The organism is Mesorhizobium comanense (assembly GCF_005503535.1).
Classification (GTDB): domain Bacteria; phylum Pseudomonadota; class Alphaproteobacteria; order Rhizobiales; family Rhizobiaceae; genus Mesorhizobium; species Mesorhizobium comanense.
Genome location: NZ_SCNN01000012.1, coordinates 1 through 18,218, shown reverse-complemented (window position 1 = coordinate 18,218; position 18,218 = coordinate 1). Strand labels below are relative to the sequence as shown.

At 64.7% G+C, this 18,218-nt stretch carries 19 protein-coding genes; 18 read left to right on the top strand and 1 reads right to left on the bottom strand.

Annotation, left to right across the window (positions count from 1 at the left end):
* Positions 1–35 precede the first annotated feature (35 nt).
* The 5 genes from FFS37_RS20255 (at position 36) to FFS37_RS20235 (ending at position 6,120) form a co-directional block, all read left to right on the top strand.
* Positions 36–1,034 carry an aldo/keto reductase gene (locus FFS37_RS20255; RefSeq protein ID WP_137932747.1) on the top strand — a complete coding sequence of 333 codons (999 nt, stop codon included), beginning with the start codon at positions 36–38 and terminating at the stop codon, positions 1,032–1,034.
* Between the two features lie 307 nt (positions 1,035–1,341).
* Entirely contained in the window at positions 1,342–2,337 is a 996-nt protein-coding gene (locus FFS37_RS20250; RefSeq protein ID WP_137932746.1) for an ABC transporter substrate-binding protein, read from the top strand.
* A gap of 173 nt (positions 2,338–2,510) precedes the next feature.
* Positions 2,511–4,064 (top strand): sugar ABC transporter ATP-binding protein, encoded by a 1,554-nt coding sequence (locus FFS37_RS20245; protein ID WP_137932745.1) that lies wholly within the window; start codon positions 2,511–2,513, stop codon positions 4,062–4,064.
* Positions 4,061–5,029: an ABC transporter permease gene (locus FFS37_RS20240; protein WP_137932744.1), complete on the top strand. Its 969-nt coding sequence runs from the start codon at positions 4,061–4,063 to the stop codon at positions 5,027–5,029. The genes FFS37_RS20245 and FFS37_RS20240 overlap by 4 nt, the downstream gene beginning before the upstream one ends.
* 71 nt (positions 5,030–5,100) lie before the next feature.
* Positions 5,101–6,120 (top strand): zinc-binding alcohol dehydrogenase family protein, encoded by a 1,020-nt coding sequence (locus FFS37_RS20235; RefSeq protein ID WP_137932743.1) that lies wholly within the window; start codon positions 5,101–5,103, stop codon positions 6,118–6,120.
* 276 nt (positions 6,121–6,396) lie between these two features.
* Here FFS37_RS20235 and phnF read toward each other — a convergent pair whose 3' ends face one another.
* Positions 6,397–7,146 carry a phosphonate metabolism transcriptional regulator PhnF gene (phnF, locus tag FFS37_RS20230; protein WP_137932742.1) on the bottom strand — a complete coding sequence of 250 codons (750 nt, stop codon included), beginning with the start codon at positions 7,144–7,146 and terminating at the stop codon, positions 6,397–6,399.
* Positions 7,147–7,282: 136 nt separating this feature from the next.
* On the opposite strand from phnF, the gene phnG reads away from it, so the two are divergent.
* From phnG to phnE (FFS37_RS20165), 13 genes are all read left to right on the top strand, one after another.
* Positions 7,283–7,744 (top strand): phosphonate C-P lyase system protein PhnG, encoded by a 462-nt coding sequence (gene phnG, locus FFS37_RS20225; protein WP_137932741.1) that lies wholly within the window; start codon positions 7,283–7,285, stop codon positions 7,742–7,744.
* Positions 7,744–8,355 carry a phosphonate C-P lyase system protein PhnH gene (gene phnH / locus FFS37_RS20220; RefSeq protein WP_137932740.1) on the top strand — a complete coding sequence of 204 codons (612 nt, stop codon included), beginning with the start codon at positions 7,744–7,746 and terminating at the stop codon, positions 8,353–8,355. The genes phnG and phnH overlap by 1 nt, the downstream gene beginning before the upstream one ends.
* Before the next feature lies 1 nt (position 8,356).
* Positions 8,357–9,469 carry a carbon-phosphorus lyase complex subunit PhnI gene (locus FFS37_RS20215; protein WP_137932739.1) on the top strand — a complete coding sequence of 371 codons (1,113 nt, stop codon included), beginning with the start codon at positions 8,357–8,359 and terminating at the stop codon, positions 9,467–9,469.
* Positions 9,466–9,885, top strand: coding sequence for a FosX/FosE/FosI family fosfomycin resistance hydrolase (gene fosX / locus FFS37_RS20210; protein WP_137932738.1), 420 nt, complete (start codon positions 9,466–9,468; stop codon positions 9,883–9,885). Before FFS37_RS20215 ends, fosX begins: the two co-directional genes overlap by 4 nt.
* On the top strand, positions 9,882–10,781 hold the full coding sequence (locus tag FFS37_RS20205) for an alpha-D-ribose 1-methylphosphonate 5-phosphate C-P-lyase PhnJ (protein WP_137932737.1): 900 nt from the start codon (positions 9,882–9,884) through the stop codon (positions 10,779–10,781). The genes fosX and FFS37_RS20205 overlap by 4 nt, the downstream gene beginning before the upstream one ends.
* Positions 10,778–11,554 carry a phosphonate C-P lyase system protein PhnK gene (gene phnK / locus FFS37_RS20200; protein ID WP_015315654.1) on the top strand — a complete coding sequence of 259 codons (777 nt, stop codon included), beginning with the start codon at positions 10,778–10,780 and terminating at the stop codon, positions 11,552–11,554. The genes FFS37_RS20205 and phnK overlap by 4 nt, the downstream gene beginning before the upstream one ends.
* Positions 11,555–11,556: 2 nt before the next feature.
* Positions 11,557–12,264: a phosphonate C-P lyase system protein PhnL gene (phnL, locus tag FFS37_RS20195; RefSeq protein WP_137932736.1), complete on the top strand. Its 708-nt coding sequence runs from the start codon at positions 11,557–11,559 to the stop codon at positions 12,262–12,264.
* Positions 12,261–12,878, top strand: a complete 618-nt coding sequence (locus FFS37_RS20190) for a DapH/DapD/GlmU-related protein (RefSeq protein WP_137932735.1) — start codon at positions 12,261–12,263, stop codon at positions 12,876–12,878. The genes phnL and FFS37_RS20190 overlap by 4 nt, the downstream gene beginning before the upstream one ends.
* Before the next feature lie 85 nt (positions 12,879–12,963).
* Positions 12,964–13,674 (top strand): DUF1868 domain-containing protein, encoded by a 711-nt coding sequence (locus tag FFS37_RS20185; RefSeq protein ID WP_137932734.1) that lies wholly within the window; start codon positions 12,964–12,966, stop codon positions 13,672–13,674.
* A gap of 129 nt (positions 13,675–13,803) precedes the next feature.
* Positions 13,804–14,661, top strand: coding sequence for a phosphonate ABC transporter ATP-binding protein (phnC, locus tag FFS37_RS20180; protein ID WP_137932733.1), 858 nt, complete (start codon positions 13,804–13,806; stop codon positions 14,659–14,661).
* A gap of 110 nt (positions 14,662–14,771) precedes the next feature.
* Positions 14,772–15,680 (top strand): phosphonate ABC transporter substrate-binding protein, encoded by a 909-nt coding sequence (gene phnD / locus FFS37_RS20175; RefSeq protein WP_137932732.1) that lies wholly within the window; start codon positions 14,772–14,774, stop codon positions 15,678–15,680.
* A 55-nt stretch (positions 15,681–15,735) separates the two neighbouring features.
* Positions 15,736–16,692, top strand: coding sequence for a phosphonate ABC transporter, permease protein PhnE (phnE, locus tag FFS37_RS20170; RefSeq protein ID WP_137932731.1), 957 nt, complete (start codon positions 15,736–15,738; stop codon positions 16,690–16,692).
* A 1-nt stretch (position 16,693) separates the two neighbouring features.
* Complete coding sequence (gene phnE, locus FFS37_RS20165) at positions 16,694–18,061, top strand: phosphonate ABC transporter, permease protein PhnE (RefSeq protein ID WP_137932730.1); 1,368 nt, start codon at positions 16,694–16,696, stop codon at positions 18,059–18,061.
* Positions 18,062–18,218: the final 157 nt, after the last annotated feature.

Genomic DNA, 18,218 nt, shown 5'->3' with positions numbered 1-18,218 from the left:
CGGCCGGAAAGCGGCTGGCAACGGGGAGGCTTTGCATGGAAAAACGCCGCATCGGCCAGACGGCGCTCGAAGTCACCGAAGTCAGTTTCGGCGGCGCCGCGATCGGCGGCCTCTACCGGGCCTGTCCGCGCGAGGCGGCGATGGAGACGCTGCAGGGCGCCTGGGATGCTGGCTTGCGCTACTTCGACACCGCTCCGTTCTACGGCTTTGGCCTGTCGGAGCGGCGCTTCGGCGATTTCCTGCGCTACAAGCCGCGCTCATCCTACGTGCTGTCGACCAAGGTCGGACGCCTGTTCCGCCCGGTGCCGGAAGACCAGGTGCCTGACCATTCCTATGTCGATCCGCTGCCCTTCACGCTCGATTACGACTATTCCTATGATGGCATCATGCGCTCGGTCGAGTTCAGCTATGCGCGGCTCGGCCTGAACCGGATCGATATCCTCTACGTCCACGATATCGGCGCCTACACACATGGCGTCGAGAAGACCAAGCTGCACTTTCGCCAGTTGATGGATGGCGGCCTCAAGGCGCTCGAGGAGCTGAAGCGCGCCGGCACGATCTCCGCCTACGGGCTGGGCGTCAACGAGGTCCGGATCTGCCTCGACGTGATGCGCCGCGCGCCGCTCGACTGTATCCTGCTCGCCAGCCGCTATTCCCTGCTCGACCGCAGCGCCGAAGCCGAACTGCTGCCGCTTTGCCGGGAGCGGCAGACCTCGCTGGTCATTGGCGGCGTCTTCAACTCCGGCATCCTGGCGACAGGCCCGGTCCAAGGCGCGCATTTCGATTACCAGCCCGCCAGCCGTGACATGCTCGACCGGGTCGACGCGATGGAGAAGATCGCCGGCGAAGGCGGCTATCCCCTGGCCGCCGCCGCATTCAAGTTCCCCTTGCGCGAGCCTGCCGTCGCCACCGTCCTGACCGGCACCGCAAAACTGGCGAACCTGACACGTAACCTGGAATTGCTCGACATAGACATACCGGCGACGGAGTACGCCAGATATCGTCCCTTCACGGTGGAGCAGGAATTGGGGTGAGGCGGAGATCGGCTTCACAAAAGCGCGATCCAAAAAAAGAATGAACATTCCATATTGACTAATTGGTGGAATTAACATTCCATTATCTTGTCGAACGGAACGGAAGTGTTGGCCACGGGCAAGGGAGGAGCAGCGCCGCGGACCCGTGAGGCCTCGAGAGGAGTGGCCCGAAACACCGCTTGCATCGGTTAGGCCGATGCACTATCAAAATACGGTAAATGTTTTTTATTGATAAAGTTCTGTTTGGGCCGCGCCTGACCGGACAGAGCTTCCGTAACGTTCACAGGGCGACTTAGGGAGGATCCTAATGAAATTCGTGACCAGCATTCTCAACCGCCGCGCCGTCATGGCACTCGCGGCTGCCTCTATGCTCACCGGCGTCATGCACACCGCACCGGTATCGGCGGCGGATGTGACGATCCCGATCATCGTCAAGGACACCACGTCCTTCTACTGGCAGATCGTTCTGGCCGGCGCCCGCAAGGCCGGCAAGGATCTCGGCGTCAACGTGCCGGAGCTCGGCGCCCAGGCTGAAACCGATGTCAACGGCCAGATCTCCATCCTCGAGAACGCCGTCGCCGGCAATCCGGCCGCCGTCGTCATCGCGCCGACCGAAGCCAAGGCGCTCGGCAAGCCGATCGACGAAGCCGCGGCCAAGGTCAAGATCATCGGCATCGACTCCAGCGCCGACTCCAAGGCCTTCACCTCGTTCCTGACCACCGACAACGTCCAGGGCGGCCGCGTCGCGGCGGACGGTCTCGCAGCGGCCATCGGCGCGGCCAATGGCGGCAAGGTCGAGGGCAAGGTTGCGCTCATCACCGCCCTTCCCGGCGCCGGTTCGCTCGAGCAGCGCGCCCAGGGCTTCAAGGAAGAGCTCAAGGCCAAATATCCCGGCCTCGAACTGATCGCCGACAAATATGCCGACGGCCAGGCCACCACCGGTCTCAACATCGCCACCGACCTGATCACCGCCAATCCGGACCTGAAGGGCATCTTCGCCTCCAACCTGATCATGGCGCAGGGCGTCGGCCAGGCGGTCGCCGAGAACAAGCTTGCCGGCAAGGTCGCGCTGATCGGCTTCGACAGCGACGAGAAGCTGATCAAGTTCCTCAATGACGGCGTCATCTCCGGCCTTGTCGTCCAGGATCCGTACCGGATGGGCTATGACGGCATCAAGACCGCGCTCGCCGCCTCGAAGGGCGAGAAGGTGGAGGCCAATGTCGACACCGGCGCCAATCTCGTCACCAAGGCCAACATGAAGGACCCCAAGATCGACGCCTTGCTCAACCCGAAGCTCAACTGAGCATCGTCGCGTCGCACGGTTTCCGGGGCCGCGTGCCCCGGAAACATCATATCGCTTGGAAATCCGGCGGTCTGGACTAGGCTGCCGGCAGGCGCCTCGAAAGCCTCGTCTTGGTGCCAAGTCGTGGCCAACTCGTGGGAGCCAAGCCGGGAGATCAATCTGGGAGGATTGTCATGACATCGACGGCGCAAGACCTGCATCCCGCCCCCGTGCTGGAGCCCGGCCGGACGATCCTCGAACTGCGCGGCCTGGAGAAGAAATATCCCGGCACCCATGCGCTGAAACCAGTGACGCTGGCCTTCAGGGCCGGCGAGATCCACGCCATCGTCGGCGAGAACGGCGCCGGCAAATCCACCCTCATAAAACTCCTGACCGGCGTCATGCCGCGGACCTCGGGCGAGGTTGTCTGGGAAGGCAGGCCCGCCGCGCTTGCGACCCCGCATGAGGCGATGGCGCTTGGCATCAACGCCGTTCACCAGGAGGTCGTGCTGTGCCGTCACCTGACGGTCGCCGCCAACATGTTCCTGGGCGAGGAGACTGCGCGCTTCGGCATCCTGCAGCAGCGCGCCATGGTCAGGCAGGCGCAGAAGATCATCGACGATCTCGGCTTCGACCTGCCCGCCCATGTCGTGCTCGGCGACCTCACCATCGGCCAGCAGCAGTTGATCGCCGCCGCCCGCGCCACCGTGCGCGGTACCAAATTCCTGATCTTCGACGAGCCGACGGCCTACCTTACCCGCAAGGAGGCCGACCAGCTCTTCACCCTGATCCGCCGGCTCAAGAGCGAAGGCGTGACGATCATCTACATCAGCCACCGCATGGAGGAAGTGTTCGAGCTCGCCGACCGTGTCTCCGTGCTGCGCGACGGCACGCTGGTCGGCACCAGGAACATCGCCGAGACCAACGACGCCGAACTGGTCAAGCTGATGATCAACCGTTCGATCGAGCAGGTCTACCACAAGGAGCACTTCACTCCGGGCGCCGCGATCGTGGAGGCCAGGAACCTGTCGGGCAAGGGCTTCGAGAATGTCTCCATGACGGTTCGCGCCGGCGAGATCGTCGGCCTCTATGGCCTGATCGGCGCCGGCCGCAGCGAGTTCGTCACCACACTGTACGGCCGCCACCGCAAATCGGCGGGCCAGATCCTGTGGCAGGGCAGCGAAGTCCAGGTCAATTCCGAGCATGACGCCATCAAGCTCGGCATGGCGCTGGCGCCGGAAAGCCGCCGCGATCAGGGCCTCTGCCTCAACCTGCCTGTCGGCCTCAACCTCAACCTGCCGATCTACAAGCGCATCTCCAACAATCTGCTGATCTCCGGCGCGCAGGAAAAGACGCAGGCCGACCGCCAGATCGCCGATCTCAGGATCAAGACGCCGACACGCAACGCACTGGCCTCCAGCCTGTCGGGCGGCAACCAGCAGAAGATCGTCATCGGCAAGTGGCTGGCGCATGGCGCCAAGCTCTTCATCTTCGACGAGCCGACGGTCGGCGTCGATGTTGGCACCAAGGCCGAGATCTACCGCCTGTTCGGCACTCTCCTGTCTAAGGGCGCCGGCATCATCCTGATCTCGTCCTACCTGCCCGAGGTCTATGAGCTCGCCGACACGCTGCATGTGTTCCGCCGCGGCAAGCTTGTGGCCACGCACGGCTTCCGCACCGCCGACCACGAGGAAATTCTCACACAGGCGCTGGCCGAGAAACAAGAAAAGCTGGGAGGAAAGACATGAGCATCGAGGCTATCCCCGCCGAAAAGCCGAAGCGCAATTACAACGCCCTGTTCGGACTGACTTTGCTGGCTTTGCTGGTGCTGCTCTGGGTCATCCTGTCGGTGGCGACGCCGAGCTTCGCTTCGGCCAACAACATCTCGAACCTTCTGCGGCAGGGATCGATGATCGCCATCCTGGCGGTCGGCCAGACCTTCGTCATCATCACCGGCGGCATCGATCTGTCCGTCGGCGCGGTCGTGGGCTTCGCCACCGTCATTGCCGCCATGCTGATCAATGCCGGCGTGCCGGTCTTCCTGGCCATCCTGCTCACGCTGCTGGTCGGTGTCGCCATCGGCCTGTTCCACGGCTTCGGCATCGTCAAGATGGGCCTGCCACCCTTCATCATCACACTGGCGACGCTGACCTCGCTGCGCGGCATCGGCCTGTTGATGACCAACGGCAATTCGATCTCGATCAACAACGACGCATTCCAGGAATTCTCGCGCAACTCCTTCCTCGGCGTCCCCAACCTGTTCTGGATGGTCATCCTGGTCGGCATTCCGGCCTATGTCTTCCTTCACCACAGCCGCTGGGGCCGCTATCTCTTTTCGGTCGGCTCCAACGCCGAGGCATCGCGCCTGTCCGGCGTCAATGTCCAGCGCACCATCTACATGGCCTACACGCTGTCGGGCCTGTGCGCCGCCTTCGTCGGCGTGCTGCTCGCCTCGCGCATCGGCATCGGCAACCCGACGCAGGCCGAGGGCTGGGAACTGCAGGCGATCGCCTCGTCGGTCATCGGCGGCACCTCGCTGTTCGGCGCGGTCGGCTCCGTGCACGGTCCGCTGCTTGGCGCCTTCATCCTGGCGACCATCAACAACGGCGCCAACCTGCTCAACGTCAACGCCTTCTGGCAGCGCATCATCACCGGCGTGCTGATCATCGTCATCGTCTATTTCGATGGCTTGCGCAGGCGCGGCGGCAAGTAGCCACCTCAAATCCATCACCCGTCCGCCACCTCATGCGGACCGGCGATTTCATGAACAGAACTGGATCGAACATGAAAGCCGTCGTCTGCCGTTCACCCGGCGACCTTGTCCTGGAAGACCGCCCCGCGCCCGGGTCGCCGCCCCACGGCTGGGCGCTGGTCGCGGTCAGCCATGTCGGCATCTGCGGCACCGACTACCACATCTTCGAAGGCAAGCATCCGTTCCTCGCCTACCCCCGCATCATGGGCCATGAAGTGTCGGGGACCGTCGTTGGGACCGGAGACGGCGTCGATCTCGCGATCGGTGAGCCTGTCATCATCAACCCCTACCTCGCCTGCGGCAGATGCATCGCCTGCCGGCACGGCAAGCCCAATTGCTGCGTCAGGATCGAGGTGCTGGGCGTGCATCGCGACGGCGCGATGTGCGACCAGATCCTGGTGCCGGCAGGCAATCTCTACCCGGCCAACGGCCTGTCGCTGGCCGACGCCGCGGCGGTCGAGTTCCTGGCCATCGGCGCGCATGCCGTGCGCCGCGCCCGCGCCGATCAAGGCGCCCGCACACTGGTCGTCGGCGCCGGTCCGATCGGGCTCGGCACCGCGATCTTCGCCCGCATTGCCGGGCTCGACGTGACACTCCTCGACATGAGCAGCGAAAGGTTGGACTTCGCGGCGGCTGAGCTCGGTTTCAACATCCTCGACGGCTCGCGCGCTGCCGCGCCCGACCTGGTCAGGGAGGCCACCGCGGGCGAAGGTTTCGACGTGGTCTTCGACGCCACCGGCAACACGCAGTCGGTGCAGTCGGCCTTTGCCCATGTGGCGCATGGCGGCACGCTGGTTCTGGTCAGCGTCGTCAAGGACGACATCGTCTTTTCCGATCCGGAATTCCACAAACGCGAGATGACGCTGGTCGGCAGTCGCAACGCCTTGCGCGCCGACTTCGACCACGTCGCCGCCTCGATCCGCAATGGCGCCGTGCCGCTGGACAAGCTCGTCACCCACCGCACCACGCTCGCTGGCGCGCCGCGCGACCTCGCCCGCTGGGCGCATGAGAAAGCCGGGCTGATCAAGGCTGTCATCGAAATCGGGGCATAACATGGCATGCGGTGACAACCAGCGTAGGTCGACCCCCACTCCGCCGAGCTTCGCTCGACACCTCTCCCCCGATCGACGGGGGAGAGGAAAGGCGCGAGCTTACTCCAGCTAGCTCGCTTCCTCTCCCTCCGGAGGGGGGAGAGGTGGCTCGGCGAAGCCGAGACGGAGTGGGGGGAAGCCGGTCCTCGAATGCGCCGTCGCTGACAAGTAAGTGCAACAGGGCTGGTCTGATATCAGCGTGAGTTCAGATAAACCACGGTCTCGTATGAGGCTGGCTCAGAGCGCTGACAGCTTCAACTCGATCCGCTCGGCCGGAAAGCGCGACTCCGAAAACTGGATCGGCTGGCCGTCCGGCGTGACGTTGACGGCGACCGTGACCAGCACGATGGCGCCCGGCTGCAGGTCGAGATCGGCCAGGTCGGACGCATCGGCATGGCGGGCCGACAGCACGGTCGATTGCCGGAGATAATCGTCTACACCCAGGCGGCTGAGCGACGCCGTGATCGATCCGGTCTCGGCCATCACCCTGTCGATGCCGGCGAAGCGCCTGGCATCGAACCACGCAGTGGCGCGCGATATCGGCCGCCCATCGGCCTCGCCGCGTGTCTCCAGTCTTATCACCTCGGTGCCCCGGGTCAGTCCCAGCCCCTCGGCGACCCGCTGGCCGGCCGGCTCGATCGATGAAGCGAGCAGCACGATGTGCCGTTCCGACGTCTGCCCTTGCAGGCCAGTCGAAAAGCGCGTTCGCGCGCCGATCGGATAGGAGAGCCGCTTGCGCGACAGAACGAAAGTACCGCGCCCCTGTTCGGCGCGCAGCACACCCTCCTGTACCAGTGCCGCAATGGCGCTGCGCACCGTGTGGCGGTTGACGCCATAGCGCTCGGCCAGCGCGATTTCCGGCGGCAGCGCTGCATTCTCGGCGAAGTCGCCGGTCGATATCGCATGCAGGATCTTGTCGGCGATCTGCCGCCACAGCGATACGCCGCTGCGCCTCTCGATGCTGTCCACGCCTTGCCGCCCGATCATGAATTGTCCCCGGCCTGTGCCGCCCCCGGCATTCCGCGCCTGTCATGCACCCGTCATGGACTCGCGCTACGTAGTATGTATAATTTGTATAGTTGTCTATATCAATAGACAAGTTTGGCAAAGAGGACGACAAGCGATGCGAGGACAGGAAGCCCGCGAACAGGCCGAGCGCAAGGCCGCGATGGCGACGCTGGCGCAATCCAGCGGCGACGACATCGTCCGGCTCTGGAACGAGGCCGGCCTGCCGGCGGAAGCCGAGCTGCTGCGCGGTCCCGAGACCGGGCTCGTGACGTTGCGCGGCCGTATCGGCGGCGGCGGCGCGCCCTTCAATGTTGGCGAGGCGACCGTCACCCGCGCCACGGTGCGCGTGCCGTCCGGACAGGTCGGCCACTGCTACGCGCTTGGCCGCGACTGGCAGAAGGCAAAGCTGGCGGCCATCGCCGACGCGTTGTGGCAGGACCCTGCCCGGCGCGCCCAGGTCGAAGCCGGGCTGATCGCGCCTTTGAGGTCGGCCCTGAGCTCGGCCCAGGAGAAGCGCCGCGCGGAAACGGCGGCCACGAAGGTGGACTTCTTCACCATGGTTCGCGGAGAGGATTGATGGATATCGCGGTACAATCGATCGAAGGCGGTTTCGCCGATCCGGTCTTCAACGCCCAGGCCGTGTTCCGCGCGGTCATGGACGCCATGGCGCGGCCAGGCAGCGTACAGCCCTTGCCCGCCCTCGCCCGACCGCCGGCGCCGCTTTCGGCCACATCGGGCGCCATCGCGCTCGCCCTTTGCGACAACGACGCGCCGGTGTGGCTCGACCCGGCCCTGCACGCCTCGGCCGCGGTCATCTCCTGGCTCGGCTTTCACTCCGGCGCGCCGCTGGCCAACACGCCCGCCGACGCGCATTTCGCGTTTGTCGCCACGCCCGCCGAGATGATGGCGCTGGACGGTTTTTCGCAGGGCACGCAGGACTATCCAGACCGCTCGACGACGCTGATCCTGCAGGTCGCCGATCTCACCTCGGGCACCCCGCTGCTGCTCGAAGGCCCGGGTATCGAAACCACGGCCACGATCGCGCCGGCACAGATGCCGCGTCACTTCGTCGAGCAGTGGAAGCAGAACAACAAGCGTTTTCCGCGCGGCGTGGACATCATCCTCGCCTCCCCAGAAGCGCTGGCCTGCCTGCCGCGCACCACGCGCATCAAGATGTTGGAGGCATAGAATGTATGTCGCGGTTAAAGGCGGCGAGGCCGCCATTGCCAACGCCCACAGCCTGCTTGCCGACCGCCGGCGTGGCGATCGCTCGGTGCCGGCGTTGCGCCTCGACCAGATCGTCGAGCAGCTGGCGCTCGGCGTCGACCGGGTGATGAGCGAAGGCTCGCTCTATGACCGGGAACTGGCGGCACTCGCCATCGTCCAGGCACGCGGCGACATGATCGAGGCGATCTTCCTCGTTCGCGCCTATCGCACCACGCTGCCGCGCTTCGGCTACACCAAGCCGATCGATACCGGCGCCATGCTGGTCGAACGGCGCGTGTCGGCGACCTACAAGGACCTGCCCGGCGGCCAGTTGCTTGGCCCAACCTTCGATTACACGCACCGCCTGCTCGACCCCGAGCTTGCCGCCGGCGCCGATGTCGCCGAACCCTTGCGGCGCGAGGCGGAAGCGCAGGCCATGCCCCGCGTCTCGGCGATCCTCGCCCGCGAAGGCCTGATCGAACCGGATGGCGAAATGCCCGGGGATCACGTCCCGGGCGATATCACCCGCGAGCCGCTGGAATTCCCGATGGCGCGCGATATCCGCCTGCAGGCGCTGTCGCGCGGCGACGAGGGCTTTCTCCTGGCGCTCGGCTATTCGACCCAGCGCGGCTATGCCCGCAACCACCCCTTTGTCGGCGAGATCCGCATCGGCGAGGTGGAACTGGAGCTCGACGTCCCCGAACTCCCCTTCGCGGTGCCGCTCGGCACGGTGCGGGTCACCGAATGCCAGATGGTCAACCAGTTCAAGGGCTCTGCCAAGGCGCCGCCACAATTCACCCGAGGTTATGGTCTCGTCTTCGGCCAGAGCGAGCGCAAGGCGATGGCCATGGCGCTGTGCGATCGGGCCCTTCGCGCCTCCGAACTCGGCGAGGACATCGTCGCCGCCGCCCAGGACGAGGAGTTCGTCATCTCGCACTCCGACAATGTCCAGGCGACCGGCTTCGTCGAGCACCTGAAGCTGCCGCACTATGTCGACTTCCAGGCCGAGCTCGACCTCGTGCGCCGCATGCGCGCCGAATACGAGGCCCGCGAGAATCTCCCCAAGGCGCAGGAAGAGCGGGAGGCCGCCGAATGATCGAGGGCCTGTCCCACATGACCTTCATCGTCCGCGACCTCGACCGGATGACCGAGATTTTGGAGGGCGTGTTCGACGCCCGCGAGGTCTATGCCAGCGACGCCACGCAATTCTCGCTGTCGCGTGAGAAATTCTTCCTGATCGGCGACATCTGGATCGCCATCATGGAGGGCGAGAGGCTTCCCGAGCGCAGCTACAACCACATCGCCTTCAAGATCGACGACGCCGATTTCGACCGCTACGCCGAGCGTGTCGCCAAGCTCGGGCTGGGCATGCGTCCGCCGCGTCCGCGCGTCGAGGGCGAAGGCAGATCAATCTATTTCTACGACGACGACAACCACATGTTCGAACTGCACACCGGCACGCTCGATGAGCGGCTGAAGCGCTACGCCAAGGGATTTGAGGTCGCATCATGACCGACATCGCCACCTACAACTTCGCCTATCTCGACGAACAGACCAAAAGGATGATCCGCCGCGCGATCCTCAAGGGCATCGCCATTCCCGGCTACCAGGTGCCGTTCGCCTCGCGCGAAATGCCGATGCCCTATGGCTGGGGTACCGGCGGCGTCCAGGTCACCGCCTCGATCATCGGTCCCGATGATGTGCTGAAGGTCATCGACCAGGGCGCCGACGACACCACCAACGCCGTCTCGATCCGCGCCTTCTTCAAGAAGGTCGCCAATGTCGCGGTGACCACCGACACCGCCACCGCCACCATCATCCAGACCCGCCACCGCATCCCCGAGCATCCGCTGACCGCTGGCCAGGTGCTGGTCTTCCAGGTGCCGATTCCCGAACCGCTGCGCTTCCTCGAACCGCGCGAGACCGAAACGCGCAAGATGCATGCGCTGGAAGAATACGGCCTCATGCATGTGAAACTCTACGAGGACATCGCCAAGCACGGCCGCATCGCCACCACCTACGCCTATCCGGTGAAGGTCGAGGGCCGCTATGTCATGGACCCTTCTCCAACGCCGAAATTCGACAATCCCAAGATGCACCGTTCGCCGGCCCTGCAGCTGTTCGGCGCCGGCCGCGAGAAGCGCATCTACGCCGTGCCGCCCTTCACCGATGTCGTCAGCCTCGACTTCGAGGACCACCCCTTCGAGGTCCAGACCTTCGACCAGCCCTGCGCGCTGTGCGCGGCCGAGAACGTCTATCTCGACGAGGTCATCCTCGACGACCATGGCGGCCACATGTTCGTCTGCTCCGACACCGATCATTGCGAGAAGCGGCGCGCCGACGGCCATCGCGGCCATCTTGCCCCTGATACCCATCCTGCCTCGGAAAACATGGAGCCGGCGCAATGACCGACGAACCGTTGCTGCGCGTCTCGGCGCTGTCGAAATTCTATGGCTCACGCGTCGGCTGCGACAACGTCTCGTTCGACCTGTGGCCGGGCGAAGTCCTGGCTGTGGTCGGCGAATCCGGCTCGGGAAAGACGACGCTGCTCAACTGCCTCTCGACGCGGCTGCTGCCTTCTTCCGGCACGGCAAGCTACCGCATGCGCGATGGCCAGTTCCGCGAGCTCTACCGGATGAGCGAGGCCGAACGCCGCTTCCTGATGCGCACCGACTGGGGCTTCGTCCACCAGAACCCGGCGGACGGCCTGCGCATGACCGTGTCGGCCGGCGCCAATGTCGGCGAACGGCTGATGGCGGTCGGCGACCGACACTACGGCAAGATCCGCGCCACCGCCGTCGACTGGCTGTCGCGCGTCGAGATCGAAGAGGACCGCATCGACGACGAGCCGCGCGCCTTCTCGGGCGGCATGCGCCAGCGCCTGCAGATCGCCCGCAACCTCGTCACCGGGCCGCGGCTGGTGTTCATGGACGAACCGACGGGCGGTCTCGACGTCTCGGTGCAGGCGCGCCTGCTCGACCTCTTGCGCGGACTGGTCACCGATCTCGGCCTCGCGGCCATCGTCGTCACCCACGACCTCGCCGTGGCGCGGCTTCTGTCGCAGCGCATGATGGTGATGAAGGATGGCCGCGTCGTCGAAAGCGGTCTCACCGACCGCGTGCTCGACGATCCGCGGGCGCCCTACACGCAATTGCTTGTTTCCTCGATCTTGCAGGTTTGACGATGCCGACCCCCCTCGTTGTTTCTGACGTCGCCAAGAGCTTCACCATGCATCTGCGCGACGGCATCAAGCTTCCTGTCGTGGCCGGCGTCTCCTTCTCGATCAAGGCCGGCGAATGCACGGTGCTCGGCGGCCCGTCCGGCGCCGGCAAGAGCTCGATCCTGAAGATGCTCTACGGCAATTACGCCGTCGACGAAGGCCAGATCATCGTCAAGCACGAGGACGGGCTTGTCGACCTCGCTCATGCCAGCCCACGCACGGTCCTTGCCATACGCCGGCAAACGATCGGCTATGTCAGCCAGTTCCTGCGCACCGTGCCGCGTGTCTCGGCGCTCGACGTCGTCGCCGAGCCTCTGGTGGAACGCGGCGAGGAGCGCGAGGCGGCGAGAGGCAAGGCGCGCGCCTTGCTGGCGCGGCTCAACCTGCCGGAAAAGCTTTGGGCGTTGCCGCCGGCGACCTTCTCCGGCGGCGAGCAGCAGCGCGTCAACATCGCGCGCGGCTTCATCACCGGGCACCCGATCCTGCTTCTCGACGAACCGACCGCCTCGCTCGACGCCACCAACCGCGACGTGGTGATCGAGCTCATCGCCGCCAAGAAAGCCGCCGGCGTCGCCCTGCTCGGTATCTTCCATGACCACGAGGTGCGCGAGGCGGTTGCCGACCGCGTCATCGACGTCACCGCCTTCGCACCGGGAAAACTCGCCGCATGACCAGGAAATTGTCCGAGACACCGCTGGTCCATCCGACGGCGGAGGTCCACAATTCGACGCTTGGCCGCTGGACCGAGATCGCCGACCGCAGCCGCGTTTCCGAAAGCGAGCTCGGCGACTATTCCTACATGATGCAGGACTGCGCCGTCTGGTGCGCGACGATCGGCAAGTTTTCCAACATCGCCGCAAGCGTGCGCCTCAACGCCACCAACCATCCGACCTGGCGGCCGACGCTGCACCATTTCACCTACCGCGCCTCGGACTACTGGGACGACGCCGAACACGAAAGCGAGTTCTTCGCTCAACGCCGCGCCAAGCGCGTCACCATCGGCCATGACACGTGGCTCGGCCACGGCTCGACTGTCCTGCCCGGCGTCACCGTCGGCGACGGCGCCGCGGTCGGTGCAGGGGCGGTGGTTTCGAAGGACGTGGCGCCCTACACGATCGTTGCGGGGGTGCCGGCCAAGCCGATCCGCGAACGCTTCGACCGCCGCACAGCCGAACGCTACCAGGCGCTCGCCTGGTGGGATTGGGACCATAACAGGCTGCGCGCTTCGCTCGATGATTTTCGCGAGCTTTCGGCGGAGGCGTTCCTGGAGAAGCACGCCGGATAGGCCCATTATGCCTGTCAGTGGGCAGTCTGTTTCATATCCCTGACACAGGACTCGGACAGGACGCCATCTCCCCAAGGAGATTGCCATGCCCGATGTAATCAAACCTTCGCTCGCCGGATTCTTTGCCGGGTCCAATCCGACCGCGCCGGTGCATCTCGGTACGCGTTACGACACTTCGGGCAATTTCCTGACCGAGCCGGGCAACACCGTCGTCAGCCACCTGGTCGGCGGTTCGCCGTCCGAGGCCGTGGTGCTTGCCGTGCGCGATCGGATGATGGCAATGCCCGATGCCGACCGGCTCGCCTTCACGCCCGTCTCCAGCCTGCACATGACGTTGTTCCAGGGCATTATCGAATACCGCCGCCGGCTGCCCTACTGGCCGCACGACGTGCCGCTGGATACCGGCATCGATGCCATGACGCGTCTCTATCTCAAGCGCCTCGAAGGTTTCCAGGGGGCCGGCCCCTTCAACATCAGGGTGGTGGAGGTCGTTCCGACCGGCCTCACCGTTGCCGGGGCGACCGATGAGGATGTGCGCATCATGCGCCAATGGCGCGATGCGCTCGCGGTGCCGTTCGGATACCGGCATCCCGATCACGATACCTACGTCTTCCACATCACCTTCGCCTACCAGATTCAGCGCCTTGCCGATGACAGGGCCGCCGCATGGCAGGCGCTGTTCGAGGATTGCCTGGCGCTTTTCCAGCGTCAGGCTCCTGTGATCGAGATCAAGGCACCCGCCTTCTGCGCTTTCCGCGACATGAAGCATTTCGAGGAACTGCTCGTGCTCGCATGACCGTTCGCAGGCGGGGTCCGCCGCGTCTGTGGAGCGTAACAAAACTGACACGCTCGCGACACGGCAGGTTCATGTGGCTGCGATAGGCGAGAAGCTGACGATCAATATGGTCCGGACTGGAACCTGCCTATGTCAGCAGCCTCTGCAACGCTCGAAATCCGCGGTGTCAGCCGACGATTTGGCAAGAACACTGCCGTCAGCGATGTCAACATCTCGATCCCGCAGGGTCAGATGGTCGGCGTCATCGGCCGTTCGGGCGCCGGCAAATCGACCCTTCTGCGCATGATCAATCGTCTCGTCGACCCCAGCCAGGGGTCGATTTTTTTTGACGGCGCCGAAGTTTCCCAGCTGCGCGGCTCGCCGTTGCGGCGCTGGCAGCGCGACTGCGCGATGATCTTCCAGCAGTTCAACCTGGTGCCGCGCCTCGACGTTCTGACCAACGTGCTGCTCGGCAAGCTGAACCACCGCTCGACCCTGTCCAACCTTCTCGGCATGTTTTCCCGCGCTGAATGCGCGGAAGCCGTCGCCGCCCTCGAGCGGCTCGACATCGCCCGCACGGCGCTTCAGCCCGCCGGCACGCTCTCGGGCGGGCAGCAGCAGCGCGTCGCCATCGCGCGCGCCATGATGCAGCAGCCCAAGGTGATCCTGGCCGACGAGCCGATCGCCTCGCTCGACCCGCTCAACGCCAAGGTGGTGATGGACTCGCTGCAGGACATCAACCTGCGCGAAGGCATCACCGTCGTCACCAATCTGCATACGCTCGATACCGCGCGCGCCTATTGCAACCGCATCATCGGCATGGCCGCCGGCAAGGTGGTCTTCGACGGACCGCCCGAAGCGCTCGACCGCGAGGCTGTGCGCCTCGTCTATGGCGCCGATGCCAGCGGCACCGACATTTCCGAGGCCATCACCTCCACCAGCGTTTCCTTCAAGCAGAAAATCGCCGCATCCGCCGGACCGCTCGAGCCCGCATTTCCGGGATACTGAGCCCGTATGGGCCGATAACGAGCAGCCTGGATCGTCCGCCCGCGTCAAGGGCAATCGTCAGGATCAAGAACGTCTCCGGCGCGGGGCCGGAACTTACAGGAGAGACATCAATGTTCAGGAAGATGGTATTGAGCGCCGTTTCGGTGCTCGCGATGGCCACCAGCATGGCCCACGCGGCCGACATGAAGGAATTCCGCGTCGGCATTCTCGGCGGCGAGAACGAATCCGACCGCCTGCGCAACTACCAGTGCCTGGCCGACCACCTGAAGGCCGAATTCGGCTTCGAGAAGGTCTCGCTGTTCCCGGCCGCCGACTATGACGGCGTCATCCAGGGTCTGCTTGGCGGCACGCTCGACTTCGCCGAACTCGGCGCCTCCGGCTACGCCAGCGTCTATCTCAAGGACCCGAAGGCGGTTACCCCGATCCTCACCACCAAGCAGACCGACGGCTCCACCGGCTATTATTCGATCGGCCTGGCGCTGAAGACCTCGGGCATCACCGACATCAAGTCGGCCAAGGGCAAGAAGCTCGGCTATGCCGATCCGGATTCGACCTCGGGCTACCTGATCCCGCTGACCCAGATTCCGAAGGACACCGGCGCCTCGAACGAGACCTTCTTCGCCTCGACCCAGTTCAACGGCGGCCATGAGAACAACATCCTGGCCGTGCGCGACGGCAAGGTCGACGTGGCGGTGGACGATTCCTCCGGCATCGGCGACTTCAAGAACGGCTTCACCTCCGGCACCTTCCACAAGGTCGTCGCCAAGGGCGCCGTCGACCCGAACGACTTCGTCGAAGTCTGGCGCTCGGGCCTGATCCCGAACGGCCCGCTGGTCGTGCGCACGGCGCTCGGCGAGGACATGACCGCCAAGCTCGCTGCCTTCTTCACCGAACTGCCCACCAAGGACAAGGCTTGCTTCGAAGGCGTCGAAGGCGGCGATTTTACCGGCTATGTGCCGGTGAAGCCAGACTTCTACAACGTCATCGTCGAAGCTCGTAAGGCAGCCATCGGCGGCTAACGGCGAAATCGCAAGGGGCGGTACCTGAGGTACCGCCCTTTTTGCATCTCCCATCATGACCCTTTCCGTGACAGCCCCCTCCGGCACCACTCATGAGATGGCCGATGCCTGGCGACGCCAGACGTCGCTGCGTCGCCTTTATACCGTGCTCGGCATCGGCCTGCTGCTCGCTGCCATGTTCGCCAGCATGTGGTTCGCCGACGAAGCCAATGCCGGCCATTTCTTCGACCGGCTGCCGCATATCCTGGATTTCCTGAGCTGGTTGGTCCCCAAGGACTGGAACGACGTCTGGCGGGCGCTGTTCGACATTGCCTCGCCGCATGACACCGGCACCCAGGAATACAATTTCCCGCTCGGGCGGGTTTATGTCTGGGGTGATTTCTACGTCCCCGAATATTTCGAGTTGATGCTGACCACGGTGAACGTGGCGCTGGTCTCGACCTTCATCGGCTTCACCTTCGCCGTGCCGTTTTCCTTCATCGCCGCGCGCAACCTGACGCCTCATCCGGCGCTGAGGCTCATCGTCAAACGTCTCATGGAACTGCTGCGCGCCTTTCCCGAGATCGTCATCGCCGGCCTTTTCGCTGCAATCGTCTCCATCGGCCCGATCGCGGCCATCATCGCCATCGGCCTGCATTCGATCGGCGCGCTCGGCAAGCTGTTCTACGAGATCAACGAGAACATCGACATGCGCGCCGAGGAAGGTCTGCGGGCGGTCGGCGCCAACTGGTTCGAGCGGGTGCGGTTCGCCGACCTACCGCAGGTGCTGCCCAATTTCATGTCCTACACGCTGCTGCGCGTCGAGATTAACGTCCGCGCCTCGACCATCATCGGCGCCGTCGGCGGCGGCGGCATCGGCGAGGAACTGAAACTGTCCATCTCGCGCGGCTTCGGCGCCAAGACGCTGGCGCTGGTGCTGCTGCTGTTCACGACCATCTTCATCATCGACCAGTTTTCCGCCTGGCTGCGCCGCAAACTGGTTGGCGAGCAAGCCTTCCTGATGAGTGCCTGACATGGCTTCGATGACCGCCGACGAGATCCTGTCGATCGAAGAGCGCTACCCGCAAGTGTTCCGGCGGCCGCTGTACAAGCGCTTCTCGCCGCTGCTCCTGTTTACCGGCATTCTGCTTTACCTCGTCTATGTCCTCTGGTTCTTCAACCTGCCCCAGGTGCTGCGGGAATCGCATTGGGAGCGCCTGCCGCTCTTCCTGACGCAGTGGATCAGCTACGACCTGCAGCCGGAATTCCGCCTCGACCAGCCGCAGATCACGCCGAAATATCCGCGCTTCTCGGCACTGGGCGAAAACCCGAACCCGGATTGGGTGATCAAGAACCCGGACGGCACCTTTACGATCCTGATCGACGGGCCGGCGAAATCCGTCGTCTTCGACAAGACGCAGGCGACGATCACCGCCAATGGCCAGACGGTTCCCGTCTCGCTGGCAAGCGGCAAGCCGCTCGTCCAGGGCCCGGTGCCGGACTGGGTCACCGCGCATGACGACGAGGTGGTCGCCAAGATGGGCTTCGTCGGCGAGGTCCGTGTCACCGTCGACCGCGTCAAGGTGCGCAAGCGCTTCCTCGGCTGGGCAAACTTCGTTTTCGACACCCGCTCGCCCTTCTTCGGCAAGCCGGCGGGCGAGGTGATCTCGCTGATCATGTCGGGCCCTGAACTCAAGCCGGGCACATCGAACCTCGCGCTCGCCGCCGACAACATCTGGAACAATGCCCAGTGGCAGCACGGCGACGTCTGGACGAAGCTTTTGCAGACCATCGTCATGGCGTTCCTCGGCACGCTGCTCGGCGGCATCGTCGCCTTTCCGCTCGCCTTCTTCGCCGCGCGCAACATCACGCCGAGCGGCGTGCTGAGCCAGGTGCTCAAGCGCTTCTTCGACTTCATGCGCTCGGTCGACATGTTGATCTGGGCGCTGTTCTTCACGCGCGCCTTCGGCCCCGGCCCGCTGGCGGGAAGCGCCGCGATCTTCTTCACCGAGATCGGCACGCTCGGCAAAACCTACTCGGAGGCGCTTGAGAACATCGACGACAAGCCACGCGAGGGCGTGCTTTCGACCGGCGCCAACGGCCTGTTGGTGCAGCGCTACGGCGTGATGCCCGAGGTGATCCCGATCTTCATCAGCCAGACGCTCTACCAGTGGGAATCCAACACCAGAGGCGCCACCATCATCGGCGCCGTCGGCGCCGGCGGCATCGGCCTGAAACTGTGGGAAGCCATGCGCACCAACTCCAACTGGGCCAACGTCTTCTACATGGTGCTTTTGATCCTGCTGGTCGTCTTCATCTTCGACAACATCTCCAGTTTCCTGCGCCGGAGGTTGAGCCGGACGATCCACGATTACAACAGGATCCAGGCCGAGCGGGGGTGACCTTGTGGCGTACGGGCGCGCACCGGCACCGTGTGGCGCAGCGCCGGTCGACCCCCACTCCGTCTCGGCTTCGCCGAGCCACCTCTCCCCCGATCGACGGGGGAGAGGAAAGGCACCTGGCTTTGAACTCGATGCTTGTCCAGGAAAGCTCCCTTCC

Bases quoted from the DNA above. Each gene is read 5' to 3' on its own strand.
- FFS37_RS20255 (WP_137932747.1), top strand. From the start codon at position 36: ATGGAAAAACGCCGCATCGGCCAGACGGCGCTCGAAGTCACCGAAGTC.
- FFS37_RS20250 (WP_137932746.1), top strand. From the start codon at position 1,342: ATGAAATTCGTGACCAGCATTCTCAACCGCCGCGCCGTCATGGCACTC.
- FFS37_RS20245 (WP_137932745.1), top strand. From the start codon at position 2,511: ATGACATCGACGGCGCAAGACCTGCATCCCGCCCCCGTGCTGGAGCCC.
- FFS37_RS20240 (WP_137932744.1), top strand. From the start codon at position 4,061: ATGAGCATCGAGGCTATCCCCGCCGAAAAGCCGAAGCGCAATTACAAC.
- FFS37_RS20235 (WP_137932743.1), top strand. From the start codon at position 5,101: ATGAAAGCCGTCGTCTGCCGTTCACCCGGCGACCTTGTCCTGGAAGAC.
- phnF (WP_137932742.1), bottom strand. From the start codon at position 7,146: ATGATCGGGCGGCAAGGCGTGGACAGCATCGAGAGGCGCAGCGGCGTA.
- phnG (WP_137932741.1), top strand. From the start codon at position 7,283: ATGCGAGGACAGGAAGCCCGCGAACAGGCCGAGCGCAAGGCCGCGATG.
- phnH (WP_137932740.1), top strand. From the start codon at position 7,744: ATGGATATCGCGGTACAATCGATCGAAGGCGGTTTCGCCGATCCGGTC.
- FFS37_RS20215 (WP_137932739.1), top strand. From the start codon at position 8,357: ATGTATGTCGCGGTTAAAGGCGGCGAGGCCGCCATTGCCAACGCCCAC.
- fosX (WP_137932738.1), top strand. From the start codon at position 9,466: ATGATCGAGGGCCTGTCCCACATGACCTTCATCGTCCGCGACCTCGAC.
- FFS37_RS20205 (WP_137932737.1), top strand. From the start codon at position 9,882: ATGACCGACATCGCCACCTACAACTTCGCCTATCTCGACGAACAGACC.
- phnK (WP_015315654.1), top strand. From the start codon at position 10,778: ATGACCGACGAACCGTTGCTGCGCGTCTCGGCGCTGTCGAAATTCTAT.
- phnL (WP_137932736.1), top strand. From the start codon at position 11,557: ATGCCGACCCCCCTCGTTGTTTCTGACGTCGCCAAGAGCTTCACCATG.
- FFS37_RS20190 (WP_137932735.1), top strand. From the start codon at position 12,261: ATGACCAGGAAATTGTCCGAGACACCGCTGGTCCATCCGACGGCGGAG.
- FFS37_RS20185 (WP_137932734.1), top strand. From the start codon at position 12,964: ATGCCCGATGTAATCAAACCTTCGCTCGCCGGATTCTTTGCCGGGTCC.
- phnC (WP_137932733.1), top strand. From the start codon at position 13,804: ATGTCAGCAGCCTCTGCAACGCTCGAAATCCGCGGTGTCAGCCGACGA.
- phnD (WP_137932732.1), top strand. From the start codon at position 14,772: ATGTTCAGGAAGATGGTATTGAGCGCCGTTTCGGTGCTCGCGATGGCC.
- phnE (WP_137932731.1), top strand. From the start codon at position 15,736: ATGACCCTTTCCGTGACAGCCCCCTCCGGCACCACTCATGAGATGGCC.
- phnE (WP_137932730.1), top strand. From the start codon at position 16,694: ATGGCTTCGATGACCGCCGACGAGATCCTGTCGATCGAAGAGCGCTAC.